The sequence below is a fragment of the Flavisolibacter ginsengisoli DSM 18119 genome, assembly GCF_900129295.1.
Taxonomy (GTDB): domain Bacteria; phylum Bacteroidota; class Bacteroidia; order Chitinophagales; family Chitinophagaceae; genus Flavisolibacter; species Flavisolibacter ginsengisoli.
On sequence record NZ_FQUU01000009.1, the window covers coordinates 124,158 to 147,733 of the forward strand.

A 23,576-nucleotide genomic window follows, 5' to 3' on the forward strand; every position below is an offset into this window, starting at 1 on the left:
CCGAAATAGAATTTTATATTCCAAAAAAGTTTTTACCTTTAAACCAGTTTTCATAGGGTACGGATTAAAAACGGGCCAGGGTTTCTACCCAGGCCCTAATTATTTATAGCCATTTATCTTACATATTCAATATTTCTGCATGTATAACCCCGGCTATGCAGATGTTTTAACACTAACGGTAAAGTATATTTTAAATGCGTGAAGGCTTTTTCACTATCATGAAAAACGATAACAGAGCCTTGAGTATAATGTTGTAAAACATTTTGAAGGCATTGTTCAGCGCTAATAGAAAGATCAAAGTCTGCACTTAAAACATCCCACATGACTATTCTTGCTTTTTGCAGATGCATGGCTGAGGAAATTTGCCTGGATTGTGAAAGTTTTATTTTACCATAAGGGGGCCTAAACAAATTGCTGTGGATGAATTTGCTTGCTTTACTAACATCACCAATATATTCCTGGGTAGTAACTTTCCATCCATTCATATGGTTGTGAGTATGATTACCTACAGCATGTCCTTCAGCTAATATCCGATCATAAATATCAGGATGCGCCACTACATTCTTACCAATGCAAAAAAATGTAGCCCTTGCATTGTATTGTTTTAACTGATCCAGAACCCAGGGAGTTACTACTTCATGTGGACCATCATCAAAAGTCAGGTACACTTCTTTTTGTTTGGTATTTACCCGCCATAAAAAAGAAGGAAATAATACCCTTGCCAACCATGGAGTTTTGATAAAATACCTGTGCATACTTAACGAAGGTAAAAAGCACAATGGATGTTATGGTAATCAAATTAATTTATTGATAGTAGTTGCAAGTTGTAGCTGGATTTATCCAGTTGGTTAAGTACGTTGTATTTTTGCCAATATGAACAATAAAGTTAGAGTACGCTTTGCGCCAAGTCCGACAGGAGGATTGCACCTGGGTGGAGTACGTACAGTGTTGTATAATTATTTATTTGCGAAGCATCATGGCGGTGAATTTATATTGCGCATTGAAGATACAGATCAAAGCAGGTATGTATCAGGTGCTGAGGAATATATATTTGAAACATTGAAATGGTGTGGTCTGGAGCCTGATGAAAGTGCAGTACATGGTGGAAACTTTGGGCCTTACCGTCAAAGCGAAAGAAAAGAATTATACAGGAAATATGGCGAAGAACTGGTGAATAAAGGGCTGGCCTATTATGCTTTTGATACTGCACAGGAGCTGGATGAAATGCGTAATCGTTTGCGTACAGACACCAACCCAAACCCACAATACGACCACAGTGTGCGCATGCAAATGCGAAACTCTCTTTCACTTTCAAAAGAAGAAACTGATTCGTTATTACAGTCAAATACACCTCACGTTATCAGAATAAAAATACCCGATAATGAAACAATAAGTTTTACAGACATGATAAGAGGTGAGGTGAGTTTTGACACTTCAATTGTAGATGATAAGGTCCTATTAAAAGGTGATGGTATGCCAACGTACCACCTGGCAGTTGTGGTAGATGATTACCTGATGCAGATAACCCATGCTTTCAGGGGAGAAGAATGGTTACCAAGTTCCCCGGTACACATATTACTCTGGCGCTATTTATTTGGGGAAGAAGCTATGCCACAATGGGCACACCTCCCACTGATATTGGGCCCTAATGGAAAACTGAGCAAACGGGATGGCGCCAAATATGGATTCCCGGTATTTTCGATGAACTGGCAGGATCCCAAAACAGGAGAAGTGACTGAAGGTTTTAAAGAAAGAGGTTTTCTTCCACAGGCCTTCATCAATATGCTTGCAGTGTTGGGATGGAATGATGGCACAGAACAGGAAATATTTACATTGGATGAACTGGCTGCTAAATTTACCATTGAAAAAGTACATAAGGGAGGCGCTAAATTCGACTACGAAAAAGCTAAATGGTTCAACCATGAGTGGATTAAAAAACTACCCGCTTCACAGTATATAAATGAGGTAAAGAAAGAATTTGAAAACAAGGGCCTGAGTAATATCAACCATGACTATTTTGAAAGGATATTAAACCTGGTAAAAGAACGCTGCACACTGCTTTCCGATTTCTATCCCCAATCTTATTTCTTTTTTAAAAGTCCAGTAGAAATTGACAATACACCAATAAAAGCAAAATGGAACCAGGACAAATCTGCTTTCTTTTCAACATTTGCTAAAGCACTGACCAGTATAAGTGATTGGAATGCTACTTCTATTGAAACGCTATTTAAACAGTTAGCAGAGCAGGCCTCTATAAAAGCAGGTGAATTACAGCTACCTCTTCGACTAATGTTGGTTGGTGGCAAGTTTGGTCCGCCGGTTTTTGAAATTGCCGACATATTGGGTAAAGAAGAAACAGTTGCAAGAATTCATTACGCAGTTGATCTATTTGACAAATAATAGTAGTTTTAAAAACTGCTATGACGAAAAAAACAGACCCCGTAATTATATTCCTGGCAGTACTAAAATTAGTACTGCCTTTTTTGTTGATCAACTCTACGTATGAACTACAACGTGATGAATATTTATATTTCGAGCAGGGTCAACACCTTGACCTTGGATTCCTGGAGAACCCCCCACTTATAGGCCTGCTTTCATGGGTCTCTTCTTTAGCTGGAGGTTCTATCATTACCATAAAATTCTGGCCTGCCCTGTTTGGCGCTTTAACATTGCTGCTTACGGCCGGCATTACAAAGGAATTAGGAGGTGGCAGATTTGCGCAATTCCTGGCAGCACTTTCCATGTTGCTAACAGCCTACCTGCGCATACATATTCTTTATCAACCCAATTGCCTGGAAATATTTGCATGGTGCTTAAGCATCTATTTCCTGGTGCGGTATTGCAACAGTAAACAGGATATATACCTTTATTTTATTGCCATTGCAATGGCTTTGGGATGGTGGGGTAAATATTCTATCCTTTTTCTTGTCATCGCCTTTTTGCTGGCAGTCTTATTAAGCAATTACAGGAAGCTTTATTTGAATAAACATTTTTGGTTTGCTTTTGCACTGGGTATTTTTCTTATTCTTCCCAATATTATTTGGCAATGGAATCACAACTGGCCATTGGTACATCACATGGATGAACTACGTGACACACAATTAAAATATATTAACAAGGCTGATTTTATCAAGGACCAGCTATTAATGTTGTTACCTTATTTGCCGGTGTGGATATGGGGATTGATATGGCTGCTAAGGCACAAGACGTATGCGATCATCGCTTATATCTATATCCTGTTTATTTCATTATTAATGTTTGGCAGTGGTAAAGGTTATTACGCCTTAGGAGCTTACCCTATGCTTATAGCGGCTGGTGGTGTGGCAATTGAAAGATTTAGTTTCAACAAATACTGGTTCAGGTATGGTATAACTGCTTTAGTATTGGTTCTGGGATTACCGGTTATTCCATTATTGTTACCCATGTATCCTCCTATGGAAATGGCGCAGTTCAACAAAAAGTATAATATAGAAGCACTGGGTTTATTGAAATGGGAGGACCAGCAAAATCATCCTTTGCAGCAGGACTATGCAGACATGATCGGCTGGAAAGAATTAGCAACTAAAGCCAATAGAGCGTACCAGCAATTGCCGGATAGTACCAGGGCTGCTACTGTGATCTATTGCCGAAATTACGGACAGGCAGGAGCATTAAAATTCTATGGACCTGAAGACTTCAGTAAGAAAGTGATCAGCGATAACGGAACATTTTTATTATGGATACCTGATCATCTTTCATTCCAAAACCTGCTTTTTATAGGAAGCCATATGCCCGAAAAAGATGATGTGGTATTTCAACATTTTAAAAAAGTAAGTACAATAGATTCAGTTACCAATACGCTGTTCAGGCAATTGGGTGATAAGATCATATTATTTGAGCAGGCAGATTCTTTAGTATCCCCTTTAGCCAACAAGGGTCTTAAAGAAATGAAAAAGAATTATTCAAGACATTAGCCCTGTTTTTCAATAACTGAAAGTAATGAAGCCAGGGTTGCCTGTCCTTCCCTTTCTATGAAGTTTATATCCTCCGGTGCCAGCTTTACCAGCCCCGAGGTATTAAGCTGAACATGTTCAGGAGTGCGGATACCAGGAATGACTGTCGAAACCTGGTTATAGCTTAAGATATAACTTAAGGCCAATTGAGTCTTTGATACCTGGTACTTATTGCATAATTCCCATGTATTTTGCAAAGCTTCATTACTGCTTTTAATGATAGCCGGTGTCAACCTGTTGCGACGGTGGTCTGTAATCTCAAAATGACTATCGACAGAAAACTTTCCTGTGAGCAGGCCAAACTGCAATGGCATACGGGCTATGATACCATAACCCCTGGCAGCAGCATTTTTAACCAATGATAAACTACGTTGGTTGATAAGATTCAATACCAGCTGGAAACCACTTCCTAAATTATTATTTAAAAAGAAATCCGCCTCGGGAAAGGGGTCAAAAGTATTAAGGGAAATGCCCCAATACCGGATCTTTCCTTGATGTTGCAGCAACTGCATGGCTTCTATACAGGCCCCATTCTCGAGATGCTGTACCCTTGCTGTATGAAGCTGGTAATAATCAATTACATCTCGCTTCAGCCTTTTCAAACTTTGCTCACAAGCTGACAGGATATGTTCTTTACTATAGTCTACAGTGAACTGATCATTCCTTGAAACATTTCCAACCTTTGAGGCAATAATCACATTACTTCCCTGTAGGGCAGCCCCTAACAATTCTTCTGAATGCCCAAGGCCGTAAATATCAGCAGTATCAAAAAAATTAATGCCTGCATCGAGGGCAGCTTTAATTGCCTGCTTCGAAGTGGCATCATCAGCGGGTCCCCAGCCAATAGCTGTGCTGCCAATGGTGGCGTCACCACCTATGGCCCAGGCGCCAAATCCCACCTCGCTTACCTGCAGGTCAGTAGTTCCAAAGTTTCTGTATTGCATGTTCTTCCTGAAGTTTAGTAAAGTAAGTTATTTTTGGATTCAGGTTATGGATAAAAAAATCAAAAGGCCAATAAGAGTATTGGTTGCCAAAGTAGGACTGGATGGACATGACAGGGGAGCGAAAGTTATTGCTACTGCGCTTAGAGATGCCGGAATGGAAGTGATCTATACAGGCCTGCGGCAAACACCGGAAATGGTAGTCAACGCTGCACTGCAGGAAGATGTAGATGCCATAGGCATAAGTATTCTCTCCGGTGCCCATATGACCGTATTTCCCAAAGTTGCCCACCTGATGAAAGAGAAAGGAATGGATGATGTACTGCTCACAGGCGGAGGTATCATACCGGAAGAAGATATGAAGCAACTACAGCAAAAAGGTGTAGGCAATTTATTTCCACCTGGCACTTCAACAAACGAAATAGCTTCCTATATTAATAACTGGGTGCAAGAGCACCGATCATTTTAATAAGCCACTATGTATACTACCTTATTGACCTCTCTTGAGAATGGAATATTCATTGTTACCATAAATCGTCCTGATAAACTAAATGCCTTAAATAAAGATGTATTCACTGACCTGGATGCTATGCTCAAAGAGGTGGAAAACAATGCTGGAATCAGGGGAGTAATTATTACAGGGGCAGGTCAAAAAGCATTCGTGGCAGGAGCAGATATCACTGAATTTTTAGGATTACATGGCAGCCAGGGAATGGAACTTGCCAGGAGGGGACAGGAAATATTTTCCAGGATCGAGGGCTGTACGAAACCAGTCATTGCTGCAGTAAATGGTTTTGCTCTTGGGGGCGGATGCGAACTGGCTATGGCCTGCCATATCAGGATTGCCAGTGAAAATGCAAAGTTTGGTCAACCGGAAGTAAACCTTGGTTTAATCCCAGGTTATGGTGGCACACAGCGACTGGTCCAGTTAATTGGAAAAGGAAGGGCGCTTGAGTTGTTAATGACTGCCGGAATGATCGATGCTACTACTGCTTTGCAATTTGGCCTGGTCAATCACATGGTACAGCAGGAACAACTATTACCTAAAGCTATAGAGATTCTCAGTGTCATCACTTCAAAAGCACCATTGGCTATCAGCAGGTGTATCACTGCAGCTAATGCAGTATTTGGACAGGAGAATGGTTACCAGGTAGAGTTGGAATCATTTGGGCAATGCTTTGACACAGAAGATATGAAAGAGGGTACTACTGCCTTCCTTGAAAAGCGAAAAGCCAACTTCAAGGGGAAGTAGTTACTTATCATTTTGTGGGAAGACACGAATGGTTTTCACAAACCTTCCCAGGTAATACTTATTTAGTGGGGTAATGGTTACACCATTGGCTTTACCGGAACTGGAGTGAATAAAACGTAAACTATCTGAATTGGAAACAACTATACCCATATGCCCTACAAATCTTTCTTTGGGATTAGTACCTGTAAATAAAATGATATCACCTCTCCTGGCATTGGCTACCAGTATTTCCTTTCCCACCCCAGTAAAGTCAATAGAAGACCTGGGCACAGGAATACCAAAATGATTGAATACATAAGTAATGAAACCGGAACAGTCAAACCCTTTATTGGGATTGGTAGAACCATATAAATAAGGAGTACCTACAAGGCTTTGGGCAAAGTTTACAAGCTTATTGGGGTCAACATTCTTTGTATTGATATTCCTGGAAGGGATCAAAGCCAGCGTATCGTTATTTTTTGTCTGGTCCTTTCTGAAACTGTCCACCGTAAGGTTATCCTTCAGTAAACTATCAGGCAATCTTTGCGCATTGTCCCTTTTAGCCTGCAACGAATCTGAGGAAATTGTTTCCACCAGGCCTTCATTGCTGGTTTTAGGTTCCCAATTGCAGGCATATAGTCCTCCGGCAATGGCAATTAATATCATTACAATAGATCTCACAGGGTTTAACAATCAAAAACAAAACCAACCTTGCTTTTTAAGGCTGCGTATCTTTGCCCCGCAAAATTTAAGCTTATGGACTATCGTATAGAAAAAGACACAATGGGCGAAGTGCAGGTACCTGTAAATGCCTTATTTGGCGCTCAAACCCAACGGAGTATTGAGAATTTTAAGATCGCACAGGACATTAACAGAATGCCAAAAGAGATCATCCGTGCTTTTGCTTATTTAAAAAAAGCGGCTGCATTGACCAATTTCGATGCAGGCGTGTTACCCAAAGAAAAACTAGATCTTATCTCCAGGGTTTGTGATGAAATACTTGAGGGAAAACTGGATGAAGCTTTTCCATTAGTGGTTTGGCAAACAGGTAGTGGCACCCAAAGCAATATGAATGTAAATGAAGTAATAGCTTACCGTGCTCATGTGCTGAATGGCGGACAACTTTCTGATAAAGACAAGGTATTACATCCAAACGATGACGTAAATAAATCTCAATCTTCCAACGATACGTTCCCAACTGCCATGCACATCGCTGCTTACAAGATGCTGGTAGAAACAACAATTCCAGGATTGGAAAAACTAAGAAATACACTTGCTCAAAAAAGCAAGGATTTCATGAGTGTGGTTAAAATAGGACGCACCCATTTTATGGATGCCACACCTCTTACCCTCGGCCAGGAATTCAGTGGTTATGTTTCCCAATTGGACCATGGCATTAAGGCCATTAAAAATACACTTGAGCATTTATCAGAATTAGCCTTGGGTGGAACTGCAGTGGGAACAGGCATCAACACGCCTCCAGGTTATTCTGAAAACGTGGCTAAACACATTGCACAATTAACCGGCCTTCCTTTTATAACAGCAAAGAACAAGTTTGAATCACTGGCAGCACATGATGCCATAGTAGAAGCCCATGGTGCCTTAAAGACAGTTGCAGTAAGCCTGATGAAAATTGCTAATGACATACGTATGCTATCTTCAGGACCCCGCAGTGGTATTGGCGAGATATTCATTCCGGACAATGAACCAGGATCATCCATTATGCCCGGCAAAGTCAACCCTACACAGTGTGAAGCCATGACCATGATTTCTGCACAGGTTATGGGCAATGATGTCAGTATCAATATCGGTGGTTCCATGGGCCATTTTGAATTGAATGTTTTTAAGCCCATGATGATCTATAATTTCCTCCATAGTGCCCGGCTTATTGGTGAAGGATGTGTAAGCTTTAATGATAAATGCGCAGTTGGTATTGAACCCATTGAGGCCAATATCAAAAAACACGTAGACAATTCATTGATGCTTGTCACTTCATTGAATACTAAAATTGGTTATTATAAAGCAGCGGAAATAGCACAGAAAGCACATAAGGAAGGAACCACATTAAAGGAAATGGCTGTCAAACTGGGATATGTAACTCCAGAGCAATTTGACGAATGGGTGATCCCGGCAAAAATGGTGGGTGAGTTACCTAAAAATTAAACATATATAATCTTGATTCATAAAAGGCCATTCTTAAGGGAATGGCCTTTTTGCTTGTATAAGTATCGTGTTTACCCTATTGCAATTAAAGAACAGAAGTTATATTTTAACACTGGCTTTGTAACCTAAATCCATTATCCTAAATCCAACCAGTATGAAACACTCTGCCAATGAATCACTCTATTTTAGTGGATACCCTCTAAAAGTAGCTAAAGAAGAAACAATTGTAGTTGATAATACAAAAGCTCTTCTTGTTGTGGTAAAACACAACACTTCTATCCGCGATGCTATTAAGGAAATAACGGATAACCCGTTGAACTGGGACCTTCACTGGTTTAGTAACTACGAATAAACCTTGTTACATCACCTGGGCCTGGTCACTGATTCCGGTACTTGTAGTAACCGTGTGAGGCTCTTCTGTATGATCTTTCTTCAATAAGCGCTTTTGGAATAGCAATAATGCTATCACTCCAATGGAAATGGATGCATCTGCAATATTGAAAATTGGGCTGAAGAATTCAAATTCATTCCCCCCAATAAAAGGTATCCAAGTCGGAAATGTAGAATGAATCATAGGGAAGTATAACATATCCACTACTTTTCCATGGAGAAAGCTGCCGTATCCATGAGCAGGAAAAATGGCTGCGATATGTGAATAAGTGCTTTCCTCAAAAATAAGCCCATAGAAAAGACTATCAATTAAGTTTCCCAATGCACCTGCATATATCAGTGAGGCGCAAATGATAAAACCCCGGGAGTAATTTTGCTTTACGATCCTTCCCAGGTACCAGGAACCAAATATTACCGCAGCAAGACGAAATAATGTAAGCAACATTTTACCCCACTCTCCTCCCAGCTTCCATCCCCAGGCCATGCCTTCATTTTCAATAAAATATAATTTAGCCCAGGGCAAGCCCAGGATATTGGTAACAGGTCCTAAAGGATAGTTGGTCTTTATCCAGATCTTAAGTACCTGGTCAATAATGATCACTACAGCGATTATAAGTATAGAAGAACGGAGCTTCACAATTATTTTTTTAAAGGCAACAAAGATAAGGGGCCAATGCTCAAACCCAACTGAATAGCCCTGGTAAGCGCATGACAAAGAGAGAGTTTAAAGAATCTTTATAATATAGGGTTTCAGATCTGTGGTAGCGGCTGAGTAAATGTATAAAACCTGCCATACTCAATTCCCGGGGTGGTATTACTCATGAAAATAGATGCGTTTCACTCTTTGCGATACTCCCGTCATGATCTCATATGGGATTGTATTGGCCCAGGAAGCCACTTTTTCTACATCCAGGCCTGGCCCGAATATGATCACCTCATCTCCTTCTTTCACACCAGGAATATCGGTAACATCAACCATGGTCATATCCATACATATTGTTCCTATTACAGGTGCCAGTTTCCCCCTAATCAGCATATTACCTTTCCCATTTCCAAATTGCCTGGAATATCCATCTGCATAACCCACCCTTATGGTAGCAATTAAAGAGTCGCGATGGACTACTCCTCGCCTGTTATAGCTAATGGAATCGCCGGCCTTTACCTTTTTCAATTGGGCAATGGTTGAACGCAAAGTGGCAACTACCTGCAGGTTTAATACTTCCTTATGACCAGTTTCAATTCCATACAACCCAATCCCAAGTCGCACCATATCCATTTGCAGACCCGGATGCCTTACAATGGCAGCAGAATTTGAAATATGCCGGAGGAATGAATAGGATATATGATGCTGCAGAATAGTACATGCCTCATCAAATCTTTGCGCCTGCAAAAATGTAAAGGCATCCTGCTCCTGTTCTTCGCTGGCAGCTAAGTGACTAAAAACAGAGGCTACATAAAACCTATTGTCCCCTGCCAGCTTACTGCCAAGTTCCTCCAGTTCTGTCAGTGCAAAGCCCAGGCGGTTCATACCTGTTTCAATTTCTATGTGCACAGGATATTCAATCATAGCCTGCTGCTCCAGGTAGGCTTTGAATTTCGACAGAAGCTCAAAGGAAAAAATAACAGGTTGCAGGTTATAATCAACAATAGACTGAAAAGAAGACTCCTCTGCATTCATCACCATTACCGGTGTATTGATACCTGCTTTGATCAACTCCACCCCTTCATCAGCATATGCTACCCCCAAATAATCAATATTATGATACTGTAGAACACTGGCTATTTCGGCTCCTCCACTTCCATAAGCAAAGGCCTTAACCATGGCCATTATTTTAGTTCCAGGGTTTATAATATGTTTATATTCCTTAAGGTTATGAGCCAGCGCATTCAAATTGATTTCCAGTACTGTTTGATGCATTTTCTTTTCGAATAGCTGTACAATACGCTCAAATCCAAACTTCCGCGCCCCTTTAATTAATATGATCTCTTTATAAAATAAGGAAGAGCGGAATTCGAGGAGAAAATCCTCAACAGTAGCAAAAGACCGTATATCAATATTCCTGGTAAAGGCTGGCAACAGCTCACCCATCTCCTTACCTATCGTGATCAGTTTTTCTACTTTATATTCCTGCAACAGCCGGGCAATAACCTCATACAGATCTTCTTTTGAACGTCCCGTTTCAAAAAAATCTGACAGAATAGCTGTACGCCTCAATCCCGAGCTTTGCTGTTGCATAAAGTCCAGGGCTATTTTAAGGGATACGGTATCCGCACTGTAGCTATCGTTGACCACCAGGCATTCGTTGATGCCATGCATTAACTGGAGACGCATGTCAACGGGGTGAAGATGAACAAATCTCTTTTTAATGACTGCCTCGTCTATTCCCAAATGCAGCAATACACCCAGGCAGCTTATAGCATTTTCTATAGAAGCATCATCAGTAAAAGGAATATCAATATTCACTTCTTTACCCTTGTACTTTGCTGTAATAGCCGTTCTTATTGCAAATCGCTGAATGCTACTTATAAAAAGATCTGCCTCTTCCTGGTATCCCCAGGTGAATAATAAACTGTCATCCAATTTCCCTTTCAACAAGTCCAAAGGGCCAAATACTATTTTCGCGTCCTCAAAAAGCTTAAGCTTTTCTGATAATTTTTGATCTCTTGAGGTAAAACCCTCATCATGTGCTTCACCCAAATTGGTGATAAGGCCAATGGTAGGCTGGATCATTGCCTTAAGCTGCTCCATCTCCCCGGGCTTTGAAATACCAGCCTCAAACAATCCCAGGTTATTATCATGCCTCATCAGCCACACACTCAGTGCAACACCTATTTGAGAATTAAAACTTTTAGGGCTTCTGACTAAATTATATTCTTCATGCAGCAATTGGTACAGCCATTCTTTGACAATGGTTTTGCCATTACTACCTGTAATGCCGATGACAGGGTAATGAAAATGTTTCCTGTGGTGTGCTGCTATTTGCTGCAGTGCTGCAAGTACATCTTCAACGATCAGAATGTTGGAATGAGTGAACTGTATAGTATCAACCGCTGTTGAAACAATAAAGTTTCGCACTCCTTTTTTGTAGGCTGTAACCAGGAATTTATGGCCGTCATTGTGTTCAGTCTTCAGTGCAAAGAACAAAGAAGTAGCGGGTTGTTGCAGGCGCCTGGTATCAAAAGCCAGGTGCTCAATATTTGCTTCACCTTCCTGCAGCAGGAAAGTGCCGTTGATGACATTGCAAAGTTCTTGAACAGTGTACACGATAATTATTTTTTCTCTTCCCTGTCATTATCCATCTGGATGGAATAAATAACTGAACCAACCAGGCAAACTACGATTACTATCAGTGAAATATAAACAGGTACCTTGATGCCAAAATATTCTGCAAGCATCTTTCCCCCAATAAAGATCAGTACTATCGCGATGCCCTGTTGCAAATAGTCGAACTTATTGACCGCCCCCTTCAACAAAAAGAATAAGGATCGCAATCCTAACACAGCAAAAATATTACTGGTATAAATGACCAGTTTATTCTGCGAAATGGCAAAAACAGCTGGAATACTATCCAGTGCAAATACGATATCAGTTGTGGCCAATAACACCACTACGACAAACATATTGGTATAAAACCTTTTGCCATCTTTCCTTACGGTTAATTTGCCGCTGACATCATGGTGAATGATCGGAAAGAACCTGTTAAGGAATTTATATACGGGGTTATTGCCCGGGTCAAATCCATCATCATGTTTTACAGTAAATATTTTAATGCCTGTATATACAAGGAAAGCCCCGAATAAATACAATATCCAGTGAAAGTTTTCTACCAGCGCCACCCCGATGGATATAAAAATGATCCTGAAAACAATAGCCATCATTATACCAATCATCAACGCCCTTGCCACATGGTCTTTACGAATCCTGAAGAATGTGAAAATGAGTATGAAAACAAATATATTATCAATACTAAGGCTCCATTCCATGAGGTAAGCACTTATGTATTCAATGGCAACATTGGTTCTTTCATAGAACCACAAAAAGCCAAAGAAAGCAAATGCAAGCGAAACCCAGAAAGCTGTTTGAATCAAGGCTTTTTTGATAGTGATCTCAGTAGAAGTCTTACTAACTAACCCCAGGTCAATAATCACAGCGATCAATAAAACAATTCCAAACACCAGGTAAGTTATCTGATCCGTCGTCATACTTCTTTAATATCCTTTAAACCGATAAAGATAATGAAGGCAAAATATAGCCTGCTATGAAGCGAACCGCCTTTTACGCACAAGCTGGTATAACCATCCGAATATGATCACCAGCAAAATGGGCAATACTATAGTGATAAGCTGCCATTTGGTCTTTTCGGCTTCCACTTTTTTACTATCCAGCAATCTTAAAACGATCTCTTTATTGCGTGTAGCAATAATGGTGCTTTTACTGGTAAGGTATTCAAGACTATTCAATAAAAAATCGCGGTTGGCAAACTGGTATTCATACTGTGAGCCCATGGTATAAAGATTCATTCCCATTGGCAAAGGCCCCTGTTTTGGAGAAACATCATTCAAAACAATATCACCATCAGCTACAACGATCATTTTATTCTCGGTAGCATTGGCATCCCTGAATCCACCGTAAGCAGCAAGGCTGTCTCTTTGCACCTTTCCTACCCGGCCCCGGTAAAAGGAGGTAAATCTTCCTTCCAGCAGTACGGCAGCCGGAACATCCTTCATCTTATACTGGGCATCCTCTGGGGCATTTCGGTTCTCATTGGGGCTTATCAAAACCGGGGTGGCCATGATACGTGAATTGGCAGAACTCTGTAATAAAAAGGTTTTCCTTATACCCGCTGTTTCTATAGTATCTATTGTATTCACAAACCTGCCGGCCACAAGCCCCAGGTTCTTATTAATGATATGGTTGTTATGTGATTCAAATAATGGATAGTAATTCCAATGCAGGAATTCATACTGAGGATTAGAAGCGTTGCCTCCTACAGCAAAAGGCATGAAATCGCACTGCAGGTCCATCAACAGGTCAGGATTGATGCGCACCCCATAATTAAACAGCAGATCCTGTATGTTCAGGTTGCGGTCGTAGGCTATCAATTCAGATTTAAAGCTCAGGCTATCTTGTTCTGCATGCAGCGCGTCAATGAACCAAAGCACTTTTCCACCCCTCATAATGTATTGATCGATCTTCAGTTTCTCCGCATCAGTGAAAGATTCCTGGGGCTTTACCACCATTAAGGCCTTCATGGTATCAGGAATAGATGCCTGGCTTTTGAGGTCAAATGTGAAAAGCTTATACCCATTATTGACCACCTGTTGCAGGTCATAGGTACGTGCATCAACAGGTTCACCATTTCCTGTAGCATAGGCAATAAATGGCTTTTCGGGGTGTATCATTTTGTCAATTGTTTTGACAAACTGGTATTCCATCATGGCCTCTGCATTATTTAATTCTGCAGGAGAAATATTTCTTTTGCTGCTTTGAAACAGGTTTACAAGAGCGCTTTCACCATTATAGTGCAATAACGCATACGGATAAACGATCTTGTTCTCTTCTCCCGATTTCACCTGTACATTCAAATTTATTGGTGCAGCGCCCATAGCCTGGAGGGAATCTCCCCAGCTTTTCCCCGTCCCTGCTTCAGTTTCAGGAGATATAAAATGATATTGAAGTTTGGAGCCGCTGTTATCCCTAAGTACACTTAAAAACTCATTGGTGGAAGTGCTTAATCTTCGGAATTCAGCCGGAAAATCACCCTTTAAAAAAACATCCACAGTGAGTGGCTTCTCCAATCCGCGAAGAAGTTCCTTTGTAGTAGGTGTTACCGAATACCTTTTATCTTCCGTCAGGTCAACACGAAAATGTGCAAAAGCTGCTATAATGTTGATGACCACTACACTTAACACCAGTCCTATCCACCAGGCTATATGTCTGTTATTTCTCACCGCTTTTGTAAGTTTTGTCTTGTAACCAATAAAAAGAATATGACCAGGCTGGCAAAATAAACTATGTCTCTGGTATCTATCACACCCCTGCTGATGCTTTGATAGTGGCTGTTGATCCCTACCAGGCTGATATAATATCCGGCACTTCCACTAAACATTGGCAGTTGACTGATGGCATCAAACCCAAAGTATAGTAAAATGCAGGCTACCAGGGTTATAATGAATGACACCACAGAGTTGGTAGTAAAACTGCTCACGCAAATACCGATTGAAGTAAAAACAGCTGTAAGCAATAAAAGCCCAATGTAAGATCCTGCCGCCGCACCCGAATCAATGCCTGTAGAAGAGGCAAGGTGATTGATGGTAAAATAATACACCAGCGTTGGAATAAGTGCTATCACTGCTACTACCAGGCTTCCCAGGAACTTCCCGGAAACAATTTGCCATTGGCTTAATGGACGTGTTTGCAGAATCTCAAAAGTACCCCCCTTAAATTCTTCCGAAAAGCTGCGCATGGTAATGGCGGCCACCAAAAAAAGGAGTATCCACGGCGCAAAAGAAAAGAAATCGTCCAGCGTTGCATACCCACTTTCAAATATGTTATTTCTAAAAACAAATAGCACCAGTCCGTTCACCAGCAAAAAAACTATGATGGCAATATAGCCGGTCAGGCTACTAAAAAACTGTCGTAATTCCTTTTTACAAATTGGCCACATGTAAATGAAAATGAAAAATGTAAAATGCAAAATAAGCATTCTGCCTTAACTCTACCGTAAATTAGGAGGTATAAAAAAAGCTCCCGGGAGGAGCTTATAATTTTTTTAATAACAGGAATACAAAGTACATACTAGACAGCAAAGCTTTCCCCACAACCACAGGTCCTGGTGGCATTTGGATTATTAAAGTAAAATCCTTTGCCATTTAATCCTTCTGAAAATTCAAGCGTTGTATTTACCAGGTATAAAAAACTTTTCAGGTCAGTCACCACTTTCACACCTTCATTATCAAACACCTGGTCCATAGGCTTTGATACATTATCAAAATCAAGCTTATAGCTTAGTCCAGAACAACCACCACCTACCACGCTCACCCTGATGAAATAGGAAGGGTCTTTATCATAACCTTCTTCTTTCATGATCTGTGCTATTCTTTCCTTAGCCTTTTCACTTATAAATATTGCATTATCCGTGTTTACCATAATTCGTATTCAGTATGTAAAATTAGAAAACGCTGCAACAATTAAACCTATTTCTCTATTTTTTAACGTAACAGTAGCTCTTACCTGTATTATATTACTAATTCCAGGTAATTAGCCGATTTTATTATCTGGAATTCCTGTTTTCCCATAGCGGGCTCATTTCACGAAGGTTATTGACTACTCCGGAAACTTTTTCTATCGTGTATGCGATTTCCTCTTCGGTGGTATTCCTTCCAAGCCCAAATCTTAAGGAACTATGGGCCAGTTCATCACTTAATCCCAAAGCCTTTAATACATAAGATGGTTCAATAGAAGCAGAAGTACAGGCAGATCCGGAAGAAATAGCAATTTCCTTATTGATTCCCATCAAAAGGGCTTCTCCTTCCACATGCTGAAATGAAATATTCGTCATATGAGGTAACCTGTTTTCAGTATCCCCATTTACAAAAGTTTGATCCAGTAGCAGCAATTCATGTTCTAAAAGGTCTCTCATTTTCCTGAGTCGATTACTTTCTTCCAGCATTTCCAACTGCGCTAGTTCAGCCGCCTTGCCGAGACCTACAATGCCGGGCACATTCAGTGTTCCGCTTCGCATACCCCGCTCATGCCCACCACCATCCATTTGACACGCCAGCCGAACTCTTGGGTCCCTCCTCCTTACATACAAAGCCCCTACACCCTTTGGACCATACATTTTATGAGCAGTTAAAGCCAACAGGTCTATTTGATCCTTATTGACATCAACAGGTATTTTTCCTACGGCTTGCGTGGCATCCGTAAAAAATAATATACCGTGCTTTCTTGCCAGTTCGCTGATGGCTTTTACAGGCATTATTGTACCAATTTCATTATTGGCATACATAATAGATATAAGTATGGTACCTGGCCTTATAGCAGCTTCCAGGTCCTTTAGGTCTATGGACCCGTTAGGAAGCACGGGCAAATAACTTACCTCAATGCCAAGCTTTTCCAGGTGCTTACAGGTATCGAGTACCGCTTTATGTTCAATAGCGCATGTAATGATATGGTTACCTTTTGAAGCATACATTTCGCAGGCTCCTTTAATTGCCAGGTTATCTGCCTCCGTGGCTCCAGAGGTAAATACAATCTCCTTTGGTTCTGCCCCTATCAAATTTGCCACTTGCTCCCTGGCATAGTCCACCGCTGCTTCTGCCCGCCAGCCAAATGCATGGTGACGGCTTGCGGCATTGCCAAAATGTTCTGAAAAATAAGGCAACATGGCTTCCACCACCCGTGGATCACAGGGTGTAGTTGCATTATGGTCAAGGTATATGGGCAATTCCAGCATAAGTTATTCTCTCTTTACAAATTTACCGCATCTCCTGTTTAACCATAATCAACTTAAATATATACTTTTAAAAAGCCTTGCTTACTTAACAATAAAATCCTGCAAAGTATCATGTTGAAAGTTGAACATATAGGAATTGCTGTACAATCACTCTCCGGTTCCATCCCATTATTTGAAAGCCTGCTGAACACTGAATGCTACAAAAAAGAAAATGTTGCCTCCGAAAAAGTGATCACGGCCTTTTTCAGGCAGGGAGACACGAAGATCGAATTACTGGAATCTGAAACAGAGGACGGGGTCATCAAAAAATTTATTGATAAAAAAGGAGAAGGCATCCACCATATCGCCTTTGAGGTGACAGATATTAACCAGGAGATGGAGAGGCTTGAGAAGGCCGGGTTTATATTATTGAATCAAACCCCTAAACGTGGCGCGGATAATAAACTGGTTTGCTTCATTCATCCTAAAACTGCCAATGGTGTTTTAATTGAACTGTGCCAGGAAATAAAGGATCCTTTATAATATAGGGATCACATTCCGTTCAGAGCTCTTTATAAAACCACTTGTTTAGCTATATTGATATCTTGCCCGTTAGAAATGGAAACTATATAATTGCCTTTTATAGAGGTTGACACTAATACCTGGCCTTGAGGCTGATTGATGGTTTTCTCTTTTAATATTTGCCCCGAAAGTGATACAATACGCACAGATACAGCATTATTGATTCCTCCGGGAAATTGCAGTACAATATTGTTTGACATGGAGGCAACCCTGATCATTTCAGTATCCCTGCCTTTTATGGACTGTATAGATGTAAAGGCAAAACGACCATCGCGATCTACTTCTTTTATCCTGTAATACACTACCCTTGAACCAACAGCTCTATCAGTGTAAGAATAATTGTTTACTGACTGGGAAGTACCTGCAGCCTTCATTTGAGCAATAGATGCCCATGCGTTTCCATCGAAGCTGCGTTCTATCTCAAAATGATCTGAATTTATTTCAGTAGCTGTTGACCATTGCACCAGCACATTCCCTGACTTATAAGTAACATTAAAAGACAGGTTAGTAACAGGAAGGGGTGTTGCATTTACCCAGGAAAAGTAAGGCGCTGCAGCACTGGCGACCTGGAATCCTGATATAGAAGGCTCATTGCCCTTGAACACAATAGAATTTCCAATGAATATTTTTTGGGAGGCCGAACCACCACCATTAATGAAACCACCTGCGACCTCTATTGTACCCGCCGCCATCTTAAGGGTTGAATTATTTCCTTCAAAGTTAAGTACACCTTCTACCTTGATATAAACTGTGCCGCTAATCACTTCATCATCATTGATAATAACAGTTATGCCTTTTGGTATATTGATCGTATCTCCGGATTTAGGCAAACGGTTCAAGTCCCAGCTACTGGAAAGGTTCCAGTTAGCATTTGCTTTAGCTTTAATAACAGGAGTTGCAAAAGAGGAGGCACAAAAAAGGCTGAATACGAGCAGTGTGTATAAGTTTCTCATTGTTACGGATTAGTTAGTTCCTTTAGGGTTGCTAAATGAAAAGACTAAGGATTCATAAGTAATACCACTTAGTTATTTTCAGTAGCGGGAGCAAAACTAATCAGCATTTTTTTAAAATGCAAGTAGTAGTACGAATATTCTTCAGTAAAAACCACATATACAGAACAACACCTATAGGTAATAAACTATAAACCCCTTAGTAGTTTTCATTAATTCAGTTAAGAAAATCCCTCGTATTCACTTGTTTTCCACGCTGTTTATATATAATACCAAAGGATCTCATTTAAGATTCCCGGCTTGTATAAATAAGAATCTTACTAATTTCAGTCCTTCAATCCTTTACCAACATGTCTATAGTTTTGAATTCACGTCTTTTTTTAAAGGCTTGCCTGGCAAGTACTTTATTTCTTTTCCTGTTTTCATGTAAAGAAAAAGAAGCCTCTACTTCAATAAAGACTGCTGATACAACACAGGCAGCCATCACTTCTCCTGACAGCTTATTTGCTAAATACAGTCTTGATAAGATCAAGCTGCAACCAGGCTTTAAGATCAATGTATTTGCGGAAGTGCCCAATGCTCGCAGCATGTGCTGGGGTGCCAAAGGAACTTTATTTGTGGGCAATATGGGTGGCGGTAAGGTCTTTGCCGCAGTGGACAACGATAAAAACGGCGTAGCTGAAAAGGTATATACCATTGCTTCCGGATTGAACACACCTTGTGGGGTTGCCTTCAAAAACGGCAATTTATACGTCGCAGAGATCAATCGCATCCTGCGATATGATGATATTGAAAACCATCTTGATAATCCTCCTTCCTACAAGGTTATTTATGATAAGTATCCTACAGAAGGTTGGCATGGTTGGAAGTTCATTGCCTTTGGCCCTGATGGCAAATTATACGTACCCGTGGGTGCCCCGTGCAATGTTTGTGAACCCGATTCCATTCATGCATGTATTACCAGGATCAACGATGATGGCACCGGCCTGGAAGTATTCGCTAAAGGCATCCGCAACAGCGTCGGCTTAGCCTGGCATCCCCAAACAGGCCAGTTATGGTTCACCGATAATGGACGTGATGAATTAGGTGATAATGTACCCAGCGATGAACTCAATACAGCCCCTCAAAAAGGAATGCATTTCGGATTTCCTTATTGCCACCAGGGCGATATTCCTGACCCTAAATTCGGGCAAGGCAAGAATTGTGCTGATTATACACCCCCCGCTTTAAAACTTGGGCCTCACGTGGCATCTTTAGGCTTAAGATTCTATACAGGAAATATGTTCCCTGCTGAATATAAGAACCAGATGTTCATTGCTGAACATGGAAGCTGGAACCGGTCGCAGAAAATAGGCTACCAGGTTGTTATGGTAAAGCTGGAAAATAACAAAGTGGTTCAAAGTACACCATTTGCTTCTGGCTGGTTACAACCAGGCGACTCCGTTATAGGACGTCCAGTAGATGTGGAAGTAGCCGCTGATGGTGCCCTGCTGGTGAGCGATGATAGCAAGGGAGCCATCTACCGCATCAGCTATTCAAAATAATAATTAGGGAAAAGGTGTAAAGAATTTAATCTTCTGCCACAGTGGAATCTGAGTTGACTATGCCCAGCTTTTCCACTGCCAGTTGTGCAGCTATCTGGGAAGCATCTTTTTTATTGAAGGCCTTGCCCTGGGCAATTACTTTTCCATTGATCACGGCGCCTATGGTAAATAACCGGCGGCCGTTTTCCAGCTTTTCGTTGAGGGTCTCAAATTCCAGTTGCTTGCCATTTTTGTTGGCCCAGCCATAGAGTTTGTTCTTGTGGTTGATCTCCAGGTTCTCCAGGTCCTCCACAAACATATGCGGGATGATGATGCGCTCACTCACCCATTTACTTGTTTTCTTATATCCTTTGTCCAGGTACACAGCGCCTACCAGGGCTTCCAGTGTATTGCCAAAGATCTGGCTGGTCTTCAGTGAAGCATCCGCCTTATTATATACCGTTACTTTTTTAAGTCCCATTTTCACAGCAATATCATTCAATTGCTGGCGGTTCACCATTTTGCTTCTCATCTCGGTGAGAAAGCCTTCTTCCTTATAAGGATATCGTTTGAAAAGATAATCAGCAACAAGGGCGCTTAAAATGGCATCACCAAGGTATTCAAGACGTTCATTGTTCTCGTCAAGTGTTTCTTTTACGGAGCGGTGGGTTAAGGCAGTTTTATACAAAGCAGCATTTCCGGGCGAGTAGCCCAAAACACCTTTCAATTGTTTTTTGAAAGAAGGATCAGTATGATTTTTATAGAATGCTTTCCAAAAATCCACAAACTGTAAACTACAACTTTTTATGTGCAGAAAAAAAGACTATCCCTTAGGCTGAATATTTTTTAAATATGGTGCAGGCATTATGTCCTCCAAATCCAAAGGTGTTACTCAGGGCCGCATTAACTTCTCTTTTCTGAGCTTCCCAGAATGTAAAGTTCAACCTTGAGTCCAGTTCAGGATCGTCTGTAAAATGATTGATGGTAGGTGGAACAATGTCGTTCTGCACAGCCATGATACAGGCAATACCTTCAATGACACCAGCCGCACCCAGGCAATGCCCTGTCATGGATTTGGTGGAGCTGATATTGAGGTCAAAAGCATGTTCACCAAAGACATCTATGATGGCTTTCACTTCAGCAATATCACCTAATGGCGTAGAGGTACCATGCGTGTTAATGTAATCAATATCGGAGGGTTGCATTTCAGCATCTGCCAGGGCCTGTATCATCACATTTTTAGCGCCCAGTCCTTCCGGATGGGGTGCAGTGATGTGATGTGCATCAGCAGTGGCACCGCAGCCAGCTATTTCGCAATAGATCTTGGCGCCTCTTTTAATAGCATGCTCCAGTTCTTCAAAGATCAGGACACCTGCAGCTTCACCCATCACAAAGCCATCCCTGTCCTTATCATAAGGCCTGGAAGCAGTTTTAGGATCGTCATTACGCTCACTCAGGGCCTTCATGGCATTAAAACCACCCACACCTGCTTCGCTTACCACGCTTTCTGCACCACCCGTTACAATAACATCTGCCTTCCCCATTCGGATGAGGTTAAAAGCTTCCATCATAGCGTTCGTAGAAGAGGCGCAGGCACTTACTACAGCAAAGTTGGGTCCCCTGAAGCCATGCCTCATGGAAATATGTCCTGCTGCAATATCCAGGATCATCTTGGGAATAAAGAAAGGATTGAAGCGTGGAGTACCATCGCCATTGGCAAAATTGGTCACTTCTTCCTGGAAGGTGATCAAACCGCCAATACCACTGGCGAATATTACGCCTACTCGGTCCACATCCACATTGTCCCGGTCAATACCAGCATCCTTGACGGCCTGGTCACTGGCAACAACCGCAGTTTGGGTAAAGCGGTCAAGCTTACGGGCTTCTTTTCTATCTAAAAAATTAGTGGCGTCAAAATTCTTTATCTCGCAGGCAAACCGGGTTTTGAATTTTGATGCATCGAAATTGGTAATAAAGTCACAACCACTTACTCCATTGCGTAAATTATTCCAATACTCTGTTATCGAATTTCCCAAAGGCGTAATGGCCCCCATGCCCGTTACAACCACTCGTTTTAGCTCAATATGACGACCCACAATAATATTTTATGTAAGATAAAACCGCCTTCGCTGCCTAAACAGCCTGAAGGCGGATTTTTTATAGTGCTCCATAAGGAACAACAATTACTTTGCGTGCTCTTCAAGGTAAGATACAGCCTGGCCTACAGTGGTGATGGTTTCAGCCTGCTCATCCGGAATTGAAATATTGAATTCTTTTTCAAACTCCATGATCAATTCTACCGTGTCTAAAGAATCAGCTCCCAAATCGTTTGTGAAAGAAGCTTCGTTGGTAACCTCCGCTTCATCAACTCCTAATTTGTCTACGATGATCTTTTTTACTCTTGCTGCAATGTCTGACATTTTGTAAAAGTTTGGTTATAGTGGTGCAAAAATATAAGTTTTTGGTTTATCTATCGTTTTGATCATTCTTTATACCCAAATACAAAAACTTTTCTTTTTTTCTCCAAATACCATATAAAATTGGCATCTTGCCATCTGCACCAATATTTGTAAATTGAAACCATTCAACCCCAACTCCTAATGGCATTAAAGATTATAGATCATGGTACGAAGGAATATGAGCAGATGATCAAGCTGCGTGATACCATTTTGCGCAAACCGCTTGGACTGGGTTTTACTCAAGAAGAACTGGATTCTGAAAAGAATAATTTATTAATGGGGGCCTACGAAGACGACCAAATGCTGGGATGCTGTATGCTGGTGGAAGAAGAACCAGATACTGTCAGGCTACGCCAGATGGCCGTTTTGAACGACCTGCAGGGTAAAGGTATTGGTAAAGCCCTGATGCAGTTTGCCGAAAACCTGGCCAGGGATAGGGGTTATAAAAGAATCACTATGCATGCCCGCAAGAATGCACTGGGCTTCTACGAAAAAATGGGCTACAAAAAAACCGGTACTGAGTTTGAAGAAATCACAATACCGCATTATGTGATGGAAAAAGAATTGTAAGGGATAAGTAAAAAATCAAATAAAAAGTCAAAAGAGTAAACAGGTTAACGGGTTGACAAGTTGTCAAGGAGGGATTACAGCACCTAAAGGAGCAACAATCACCAATACAAACCTTCCCTATCTATAATTCCACAATAACCGCCATGAGTATCTAGGGCATGCTAAGTCATTCGCCATTACTTGTTCGATATTCTGCAGTTCTCTCCTTCTCTGCCTTGAACATTGAGCATTGAAAATTGATTATTGAAAATTTTCTTCCTTCAACCTAAGAAAGGACTGCTATCAAATGCCTATTCATCCAAAACACTTCGACATTCTATATTCCTTGTTCTATTGT

At 41.1% G+C, this 23,576-nt stretch carries 23 protein-coding genes; 9 read left to right on the forward strand and 14 right to left on the reverse strand.

All coding sequences use genetic code 11. From position 1 onward, the window contains the following. Positions 1 to 113: 113 nt before the first annotated feature. Positions 114 to 755 (reverse strand): polysaccharide deacetylase family protein, encoded by a 642-nt coding sequence (locus tag BUA53_RS11810; protein ID WP_072835575.1) that lies wholly within the window; start codon positions 753 to 755, stop codon positions 114 to 116. A 118-nt stretch (positions 756 to 873) separates the two neighbouring features. Between BUA53_RS11810 and gltX the strand changes: the two genes are divergently transcribed. Both gltX and BUA53_RS11820 read left to right on the forward strand, forming a co-directional pair. Further along, positions 874 to 2,400 carry a glutamate--tRNA ligase gene (gltX, locus tag BUA53_RS11815; protein WP_072835576.1) on the forward strand — a complete coding sequence of 509 codons (1,527 nt, stop codon included), beginning with the start codon at positions 874 to 876 and terminating at the stop codon, positions 2,398 to 2,400. Between the two features lie 20 nt (positions 2,401 to 2,420). After that, complete coding sequence (locus BUA53_RS11820; RefSeq protein ID WP_072835577.1) at positions 2,421 to 3,953, forward strand: glycosyltransferase family 39 protein; 1,533 nt, start codon at positions 2,421 to 2,423, stop codon at positions 3,951 to 3,953. Here BUA53_RS11820 and BUA53_RS11825 read toward each other — a convergent pair. Then, entirely contained in the window at positions 3,950 to 4,936 is a 987-nt protein-coding gene (locus BUA53_RS11825) for an aldo/keto reductase (protein WP_072835578.1), read from the reverse strand. The genes BUA53_RS11820 and BUA53_RS11825 overlap by 4 nt on opposite strands. A 46-nt stretch (positions 4,937 to 4,982) precedes the next feature. Here BUA53_RS11825 and BUA53_RS11830 point away from each other — a divergent pair, with 46 nt between their 5' ends. Both BUA53_RS11830 and BUA53_RS11835 read left to right on the forward strand, forming a co-directional pair. Continuing rightward, positions 4,983 to 5,402, forward strand: a complete 420-nt coding sequence (locus tag BUA53_RS11830; protein ID WP_072835641.1) for a cobalamin B12-binding domain-containing protein — start codon at positions 4,983 to 4,985, stop codon at positions 5,400 to 5,402. A gap of 9 nt (positions 5,403 to 5,411) precedes the next feature. After that, on the forward strand, positions 5,412 to 6,185 hold the full coding sequence (locus BUA53_RS11835; protein WP_072835579.1) for an enoyl-CoA hydratase/isomerase family protein: 774 nt from the start codon (positions 5,412 to 5,414) through the stop codon (positions 6,183 to 6,185). On the opposite strand, the gene BUA53_RS11840 is transcribed toward BUA53_RS11835, so the two are convergent. Further along, positions 6,186 to 6,845, reverse strand: a complete 660-nt coding sequence (locus BUA53_RS11840; protein ID WP_139256417.1) for a C40 family peptidase — start codon at positions 6,843 to 6,845, stop codon at positions 6,186 to 6,188. It abuts the gene before it with no gap. A gap of 75 nt (positions 6,846 to 6,920) precedes the next feature. Here BUA53_RS11840 and fumC point away from each other — a divergent pair, with 75 nt between their 5' ends. Together fumC and BUA53_RS11850 are read left to right on the forward strand one after the other, a co-directional pair. Beyond that, positions 6,921 to 8,327: a class II fumarate hydratase gene (gene fumC / locus BUA53_RS11845; protein ID WP_072835580.1), complete on the forward strand. Its 1,407-nt coding sequence runs from the start codon at positions 6,921 to 6,923 to the stop codon at positions 8,325 to 8,327. Positions 8,328 to 8,481: 154 nt separating this feature from the next. Beyond that, the gene (locus BUA53_RS11850; RefSeq protein ID WP_072835581.1) at positions 8,482 to 8,679 is read left to right on the forward strand and encodes a hypothetical protein; all 198 of its coding nucleotides are present in this window, start codon (positions 8,482 to 8,484) and stop codon (positions 8,677 to 8,679) included. 6 nt (positions 8,680 to 8,685) lie between these two features. On the opposite strand, the gene BUA53_RS11855 is transcribed toward BUA53_RS11850, so the two are convergent. The 7 genes from BUA53_RS11855 to BUA53_RS11885 form a co-directional block, all read right to left on the reverse strand. Beyond that, the gene (locus BUA53_RS11855) at positions 8,686 to 9,354 is read right to left on the reverse strand and encodes a lipoprotein signal peptidase (RefSeq protein WP_217652990.1); all 669 of its coding nucleotides are present in this window, start codon (positions 9,352 to 9,354) and stop codon (positions 8,686 to 8,688) included. 177 nt (positions 9,355 to 9,531) lie between these two features. Further along, positions 9,532 to 11,982, reverse strand: coding sequence for a bifunctional UDP-N-acetylmuramoyl-tripeptide:D-alanyl-D-alanine ligase/alanine racemase (locus BUA53_RS11860; RefSeq protein WP_245793103.1), 2,451 nt, complete (start codon positions 11,980 to 11,982; stop codon positions 9,532 to 9,534). Positions 11,983 to 11,987: 5 nt separating this feature from the next. Further along, on the reverse strand, positions 11,988 to 12,920 hold the full coding sequence (locus tag BUA53_RS11865; RefSeq protein WP_072835583.1) for a TerC/Alx family metal homeostasis membrane protein: 933 nt from the start codon (positions 12,918 to 12,920) through the stop codon (positions 11,988 to 11,990). Positions 12,921 to 12,974: 54 nt separating this feature from the next. Beyond that, positions 12,975 to 14,669 carry a gliding motility-associated ABC transporter substrate-binding protein GldG gene (gene gldG, locus BUA53_RS11870; RefSeq protein WP_175546067.1) on the reverse strand — a complete coding sequence of 565 codons (1,695 nt, stop codon included), beginning with the start codon at positions 14,667 to 14,669 and terminating at the stop codon, positions 12,975 to 12,977. Further along, positions 14,666 to 15,385: a gliding motility-associated ABC transporter permease subunit GldF gene (gene gldF, locus BUA53_RS11875; RefSeq protein WP_072835644.1), complete on the reverse strand. Its 720-nt coding sequence runs from the start codon at positions 15,383 to 15,385 to the stop codon at positions 14,666 to 14,668. Before gldF ends, gldG begins: the two co-directional genes overlap by 4 nt. A 131-nt stretch (positions 15,386 to 15,516) precedes the next feature. Continuing rightward, positions 15,517 to 15,867 carry a HesB/IscA family protein gene (locus BUA53_RS11880; RefSeq protein WP_072835585.1) on the reverse strand — a complete coding sequence of 117 codons (351 nt, stop codon included), beginning with the start codon at positions 15,865 to 15,867 and terminating at the stop codon, positions 15,517 to 15,519. Positions 15,868 to 15,991: 124 nt separating this feature from the next. Next, a complete protein-coding gene (locus BUA53_RS11885) occupies positions 15,992 to 17,176 on the reverse strand; it encodes an IscS subfamily cysteine desulfurase (protein ID WP_317041269.1) in 1,185 nt (394 codons plus the stop codon). Positions 17,177 to 17,287: 111 nt separating this feature from the next. Here BUA53_RS11885 and mce point away from each other — a divergent pair, with 111 nt between their 5' ends. Further along, positions 17,288 to 17,698 carry a methylmalonyl-CoA epimerase gene (gene mce, locus BUA53_RS11890; protein ID WP_072835586.1) on the forward strand — a complete coding sequence of 137 codons (411 nt, stop codon included), beginning with the start codon at positions 17,288 to 17,290 and terminating at the stop codon, positions 17,696 to 17,698. Between the two features lie 29 nt (positions 17,699 to 17,727). Here mce and BUA53_RS11895 read toward each other — a convergent pair whose 3' ends face one another. After that, positions 17,728 to 18,690 carry a G8 domain-containing protein gene (locus tag BUA53_RS11895; protein WP_072835587.1) on the reverse strand — a complete coding sequence of 321 codons (963 nt, stop codon included), beginning with the start codon at positions 18,688 to 18,690 and terminating at the stop codon, positions 17,728 to 17,730. Positions 18,691 to 19,037: 347 nt separating this feature from the next. Here BUA53_RS11895 and BUA53_RS11900 point away from each other — a divergent pair, with 347 nt between their 5' ends. Further along, complete coding sequence (locus tag BUA53_RS11900) at positions 19,038 to 20,231, forward strand: PQQ-dependent sugar dehydrogenase (RefSeq protein WP_084080038.1); 1,194 nt, start codon at positions 19,038 to 19,040, stop codon at positions 20,229 to 20,231. A 25-nt stretch (positions 20,232 to 20,256) separates the two neighbouring features. Here the strand turns inward: BUA53_RS11900 and rnc are convergent, their stop codons facing one another. The 3 genes from rnc to BUA53_RS11915 form a co-directional block, all read right to left on the reverse strand. Beyond that, positions 20,257 to 20,994, reverse strand: a complete 738-nt coding sequence (rnc, locus tag BUA53_RS11905) for a ribonuclease III (RefSeq protein WP_072835588.1) — start codon at positions 20,992 to 20,994, stop codon at positions 20,257 to 20,259. 46 nt (positions 20,995 to 21,040) lie between these two features. Beyond that, positions 21,041 to 22,294: a beta-ketoacyl-ACP synthase II gene (gene fabF / locus BUA53_RS11910; RefSeq protein WP_072835647.1), complete on the reverse strand. Its 1,254-nt coding sequence runs from the start codon at positions 22,292 to 22,294 to the stop codon at positions 21,041 to 21,043. Positions 22,295 to 22,393: 99 nt separating this feature from the next. Further along, entirely contained in the window at positions 22,394 to 22,630 is a 237-nt protein-coding gene (locus BUA53_RS11915) for an acyl carrier protein (RefSeq protein WP_072835589.1), read from the reverse strand. A gap of 180 nt (positions 22,631 to 22,810) precedes the next feature. Between BUA53_RS11915 and BUA53_RS11920 the strand changes: the two genes are divergently transcribed. Further along, a complete protein-coding gene (locus tag BUA53_RS11920) occupies positions 22,811 to 23,239 on the forward strand; it encodes a GNAT family N-acetyltransferase (RefSeq protein WP_072835590.1) in 429 nt (142 codons plus the stop codon). Positions 23,240 to 23,576 lie beyond the last annotated feature (337 nt).

Excerpts from the sequence above, each read along its gene's own strand:
- BUA53_RS11810 (WP_072835575.1), bottom strand. The coding sequence starts at position 755 with ATGCACAGGTATTTTATCAAAACTCCATGGTTGGCAAGGGTATTATTT.
- gltX (WP_072835576.1), top strand. The coding sequence starts at position 874 with ATGAACAATAAAGTTAGAGTACGCTTTGCGCCAAGTCCGACAGGAGGA.
- BUA53_RS11820 (WP_072835577.1), top strand. The coding sequence starts at position 2,421 with ATGACGAAAAAAACAGACCCCGTAATTATATTCCTGGCAGTACTAAAA.
- BUA53_RS11825 (WP_072835578.1), bottom strand. The coding sequence starts at position 4,936 with ATGCAATACAGAAACTTTGGAACTACTGACCTGCAGGTAAGCGAGGTG.
- BUA53_RS11830 (WP_072835641.1), top strand. The coding sequence starts at position 4,983 with ATGGATAAAAAAATCAAAAGGCCAATAAGAGTATTGGTTGCCAAAGTA.
- BUA53_RS11835 (WP_072835579.1), top strand. The coding sequence starts at position 5,412 with ATGTATACTACCTTATTGACCTCTCTTGAGAATGGAATATTCATTGTT.
- fumC (WP_072835580.1), top strand. The coding sequence starts at position 6,921 with ATGGACTATCGTATAGAAAAAGACACAATGGGCGAAGTGCAGGTACCT.
- BUA53_RS11850 (WP_072835581.1), top strand. The coding sequence starts at position 8,482 with ATGAAACACTCTGCCAATGAATCACTCTATTTTAGTGGATACCCTCTA.
- BUA53_RS11865 (WP_072835583.1), bottom strand. The coding sequence starts at position 12,920 with ATGACGACGGATCAGATAACTTACCTGGTGTTTGGAATTGTTTTATTG.
- gldF (WP_072835644.1), bottom strand. The coding sequence starts at position 15,385 with ATGTGGCCAATTTGTAAAAAGGAATTACGACAGTTTTTTAGTAGCCTG.
- BUA53_RS11880 (WP_072835585.1), bottom strand. The coding sequence starts at position 15,867 with ATGGTAAACACGGATAATGCAATATTTATAAGTGAAAAGGCTAAGGAA.
- BUA53_RS11885 (WP_317041269.1), bottom strand. The coding sequence starts at position 17,176 with ATGCTGGAATTGCCCATATACCTTGACCATAATGCAACTACACCCTGT.
- mce (WP_072835586.1), top strand. The coding sequence starts at position 17,288 with ATGTTGAAAGTTGAACATATAGGAATTGCTGTACAATCACTCTCCGGT.
- BUA53_RS11895 (WP_072835587.1), bottom strand. The coding sequence starts at position 18,690 with ATGAGAAACTTATACACACTGCTCGTATTCAGCCTTTTTTGTGCCTCC.
- BUA53_RS11900 (WP_084080038.1), top strand. The coding sequence starts at position 19,038 with ATGTCTATAGTTTTGAATTCACGTCTTTTTTTAAAGGCTTGCCTGGCA.
- BUA53_RS11915 (WP_072835589.1), bottom strand. The coding sequence starts at position 22,630 with ATGTCAGACATTGCAGCAAGAGTAAAAAAGATCATCGTAGACAAATTA.
- BUA53_RS11920 (WP_072835590.1), top strand. The coding sequence starts at position 22,811 with ATGGCATTAAAGATTATAGATCATGGTACGAAGGAATATGAGCAGATG.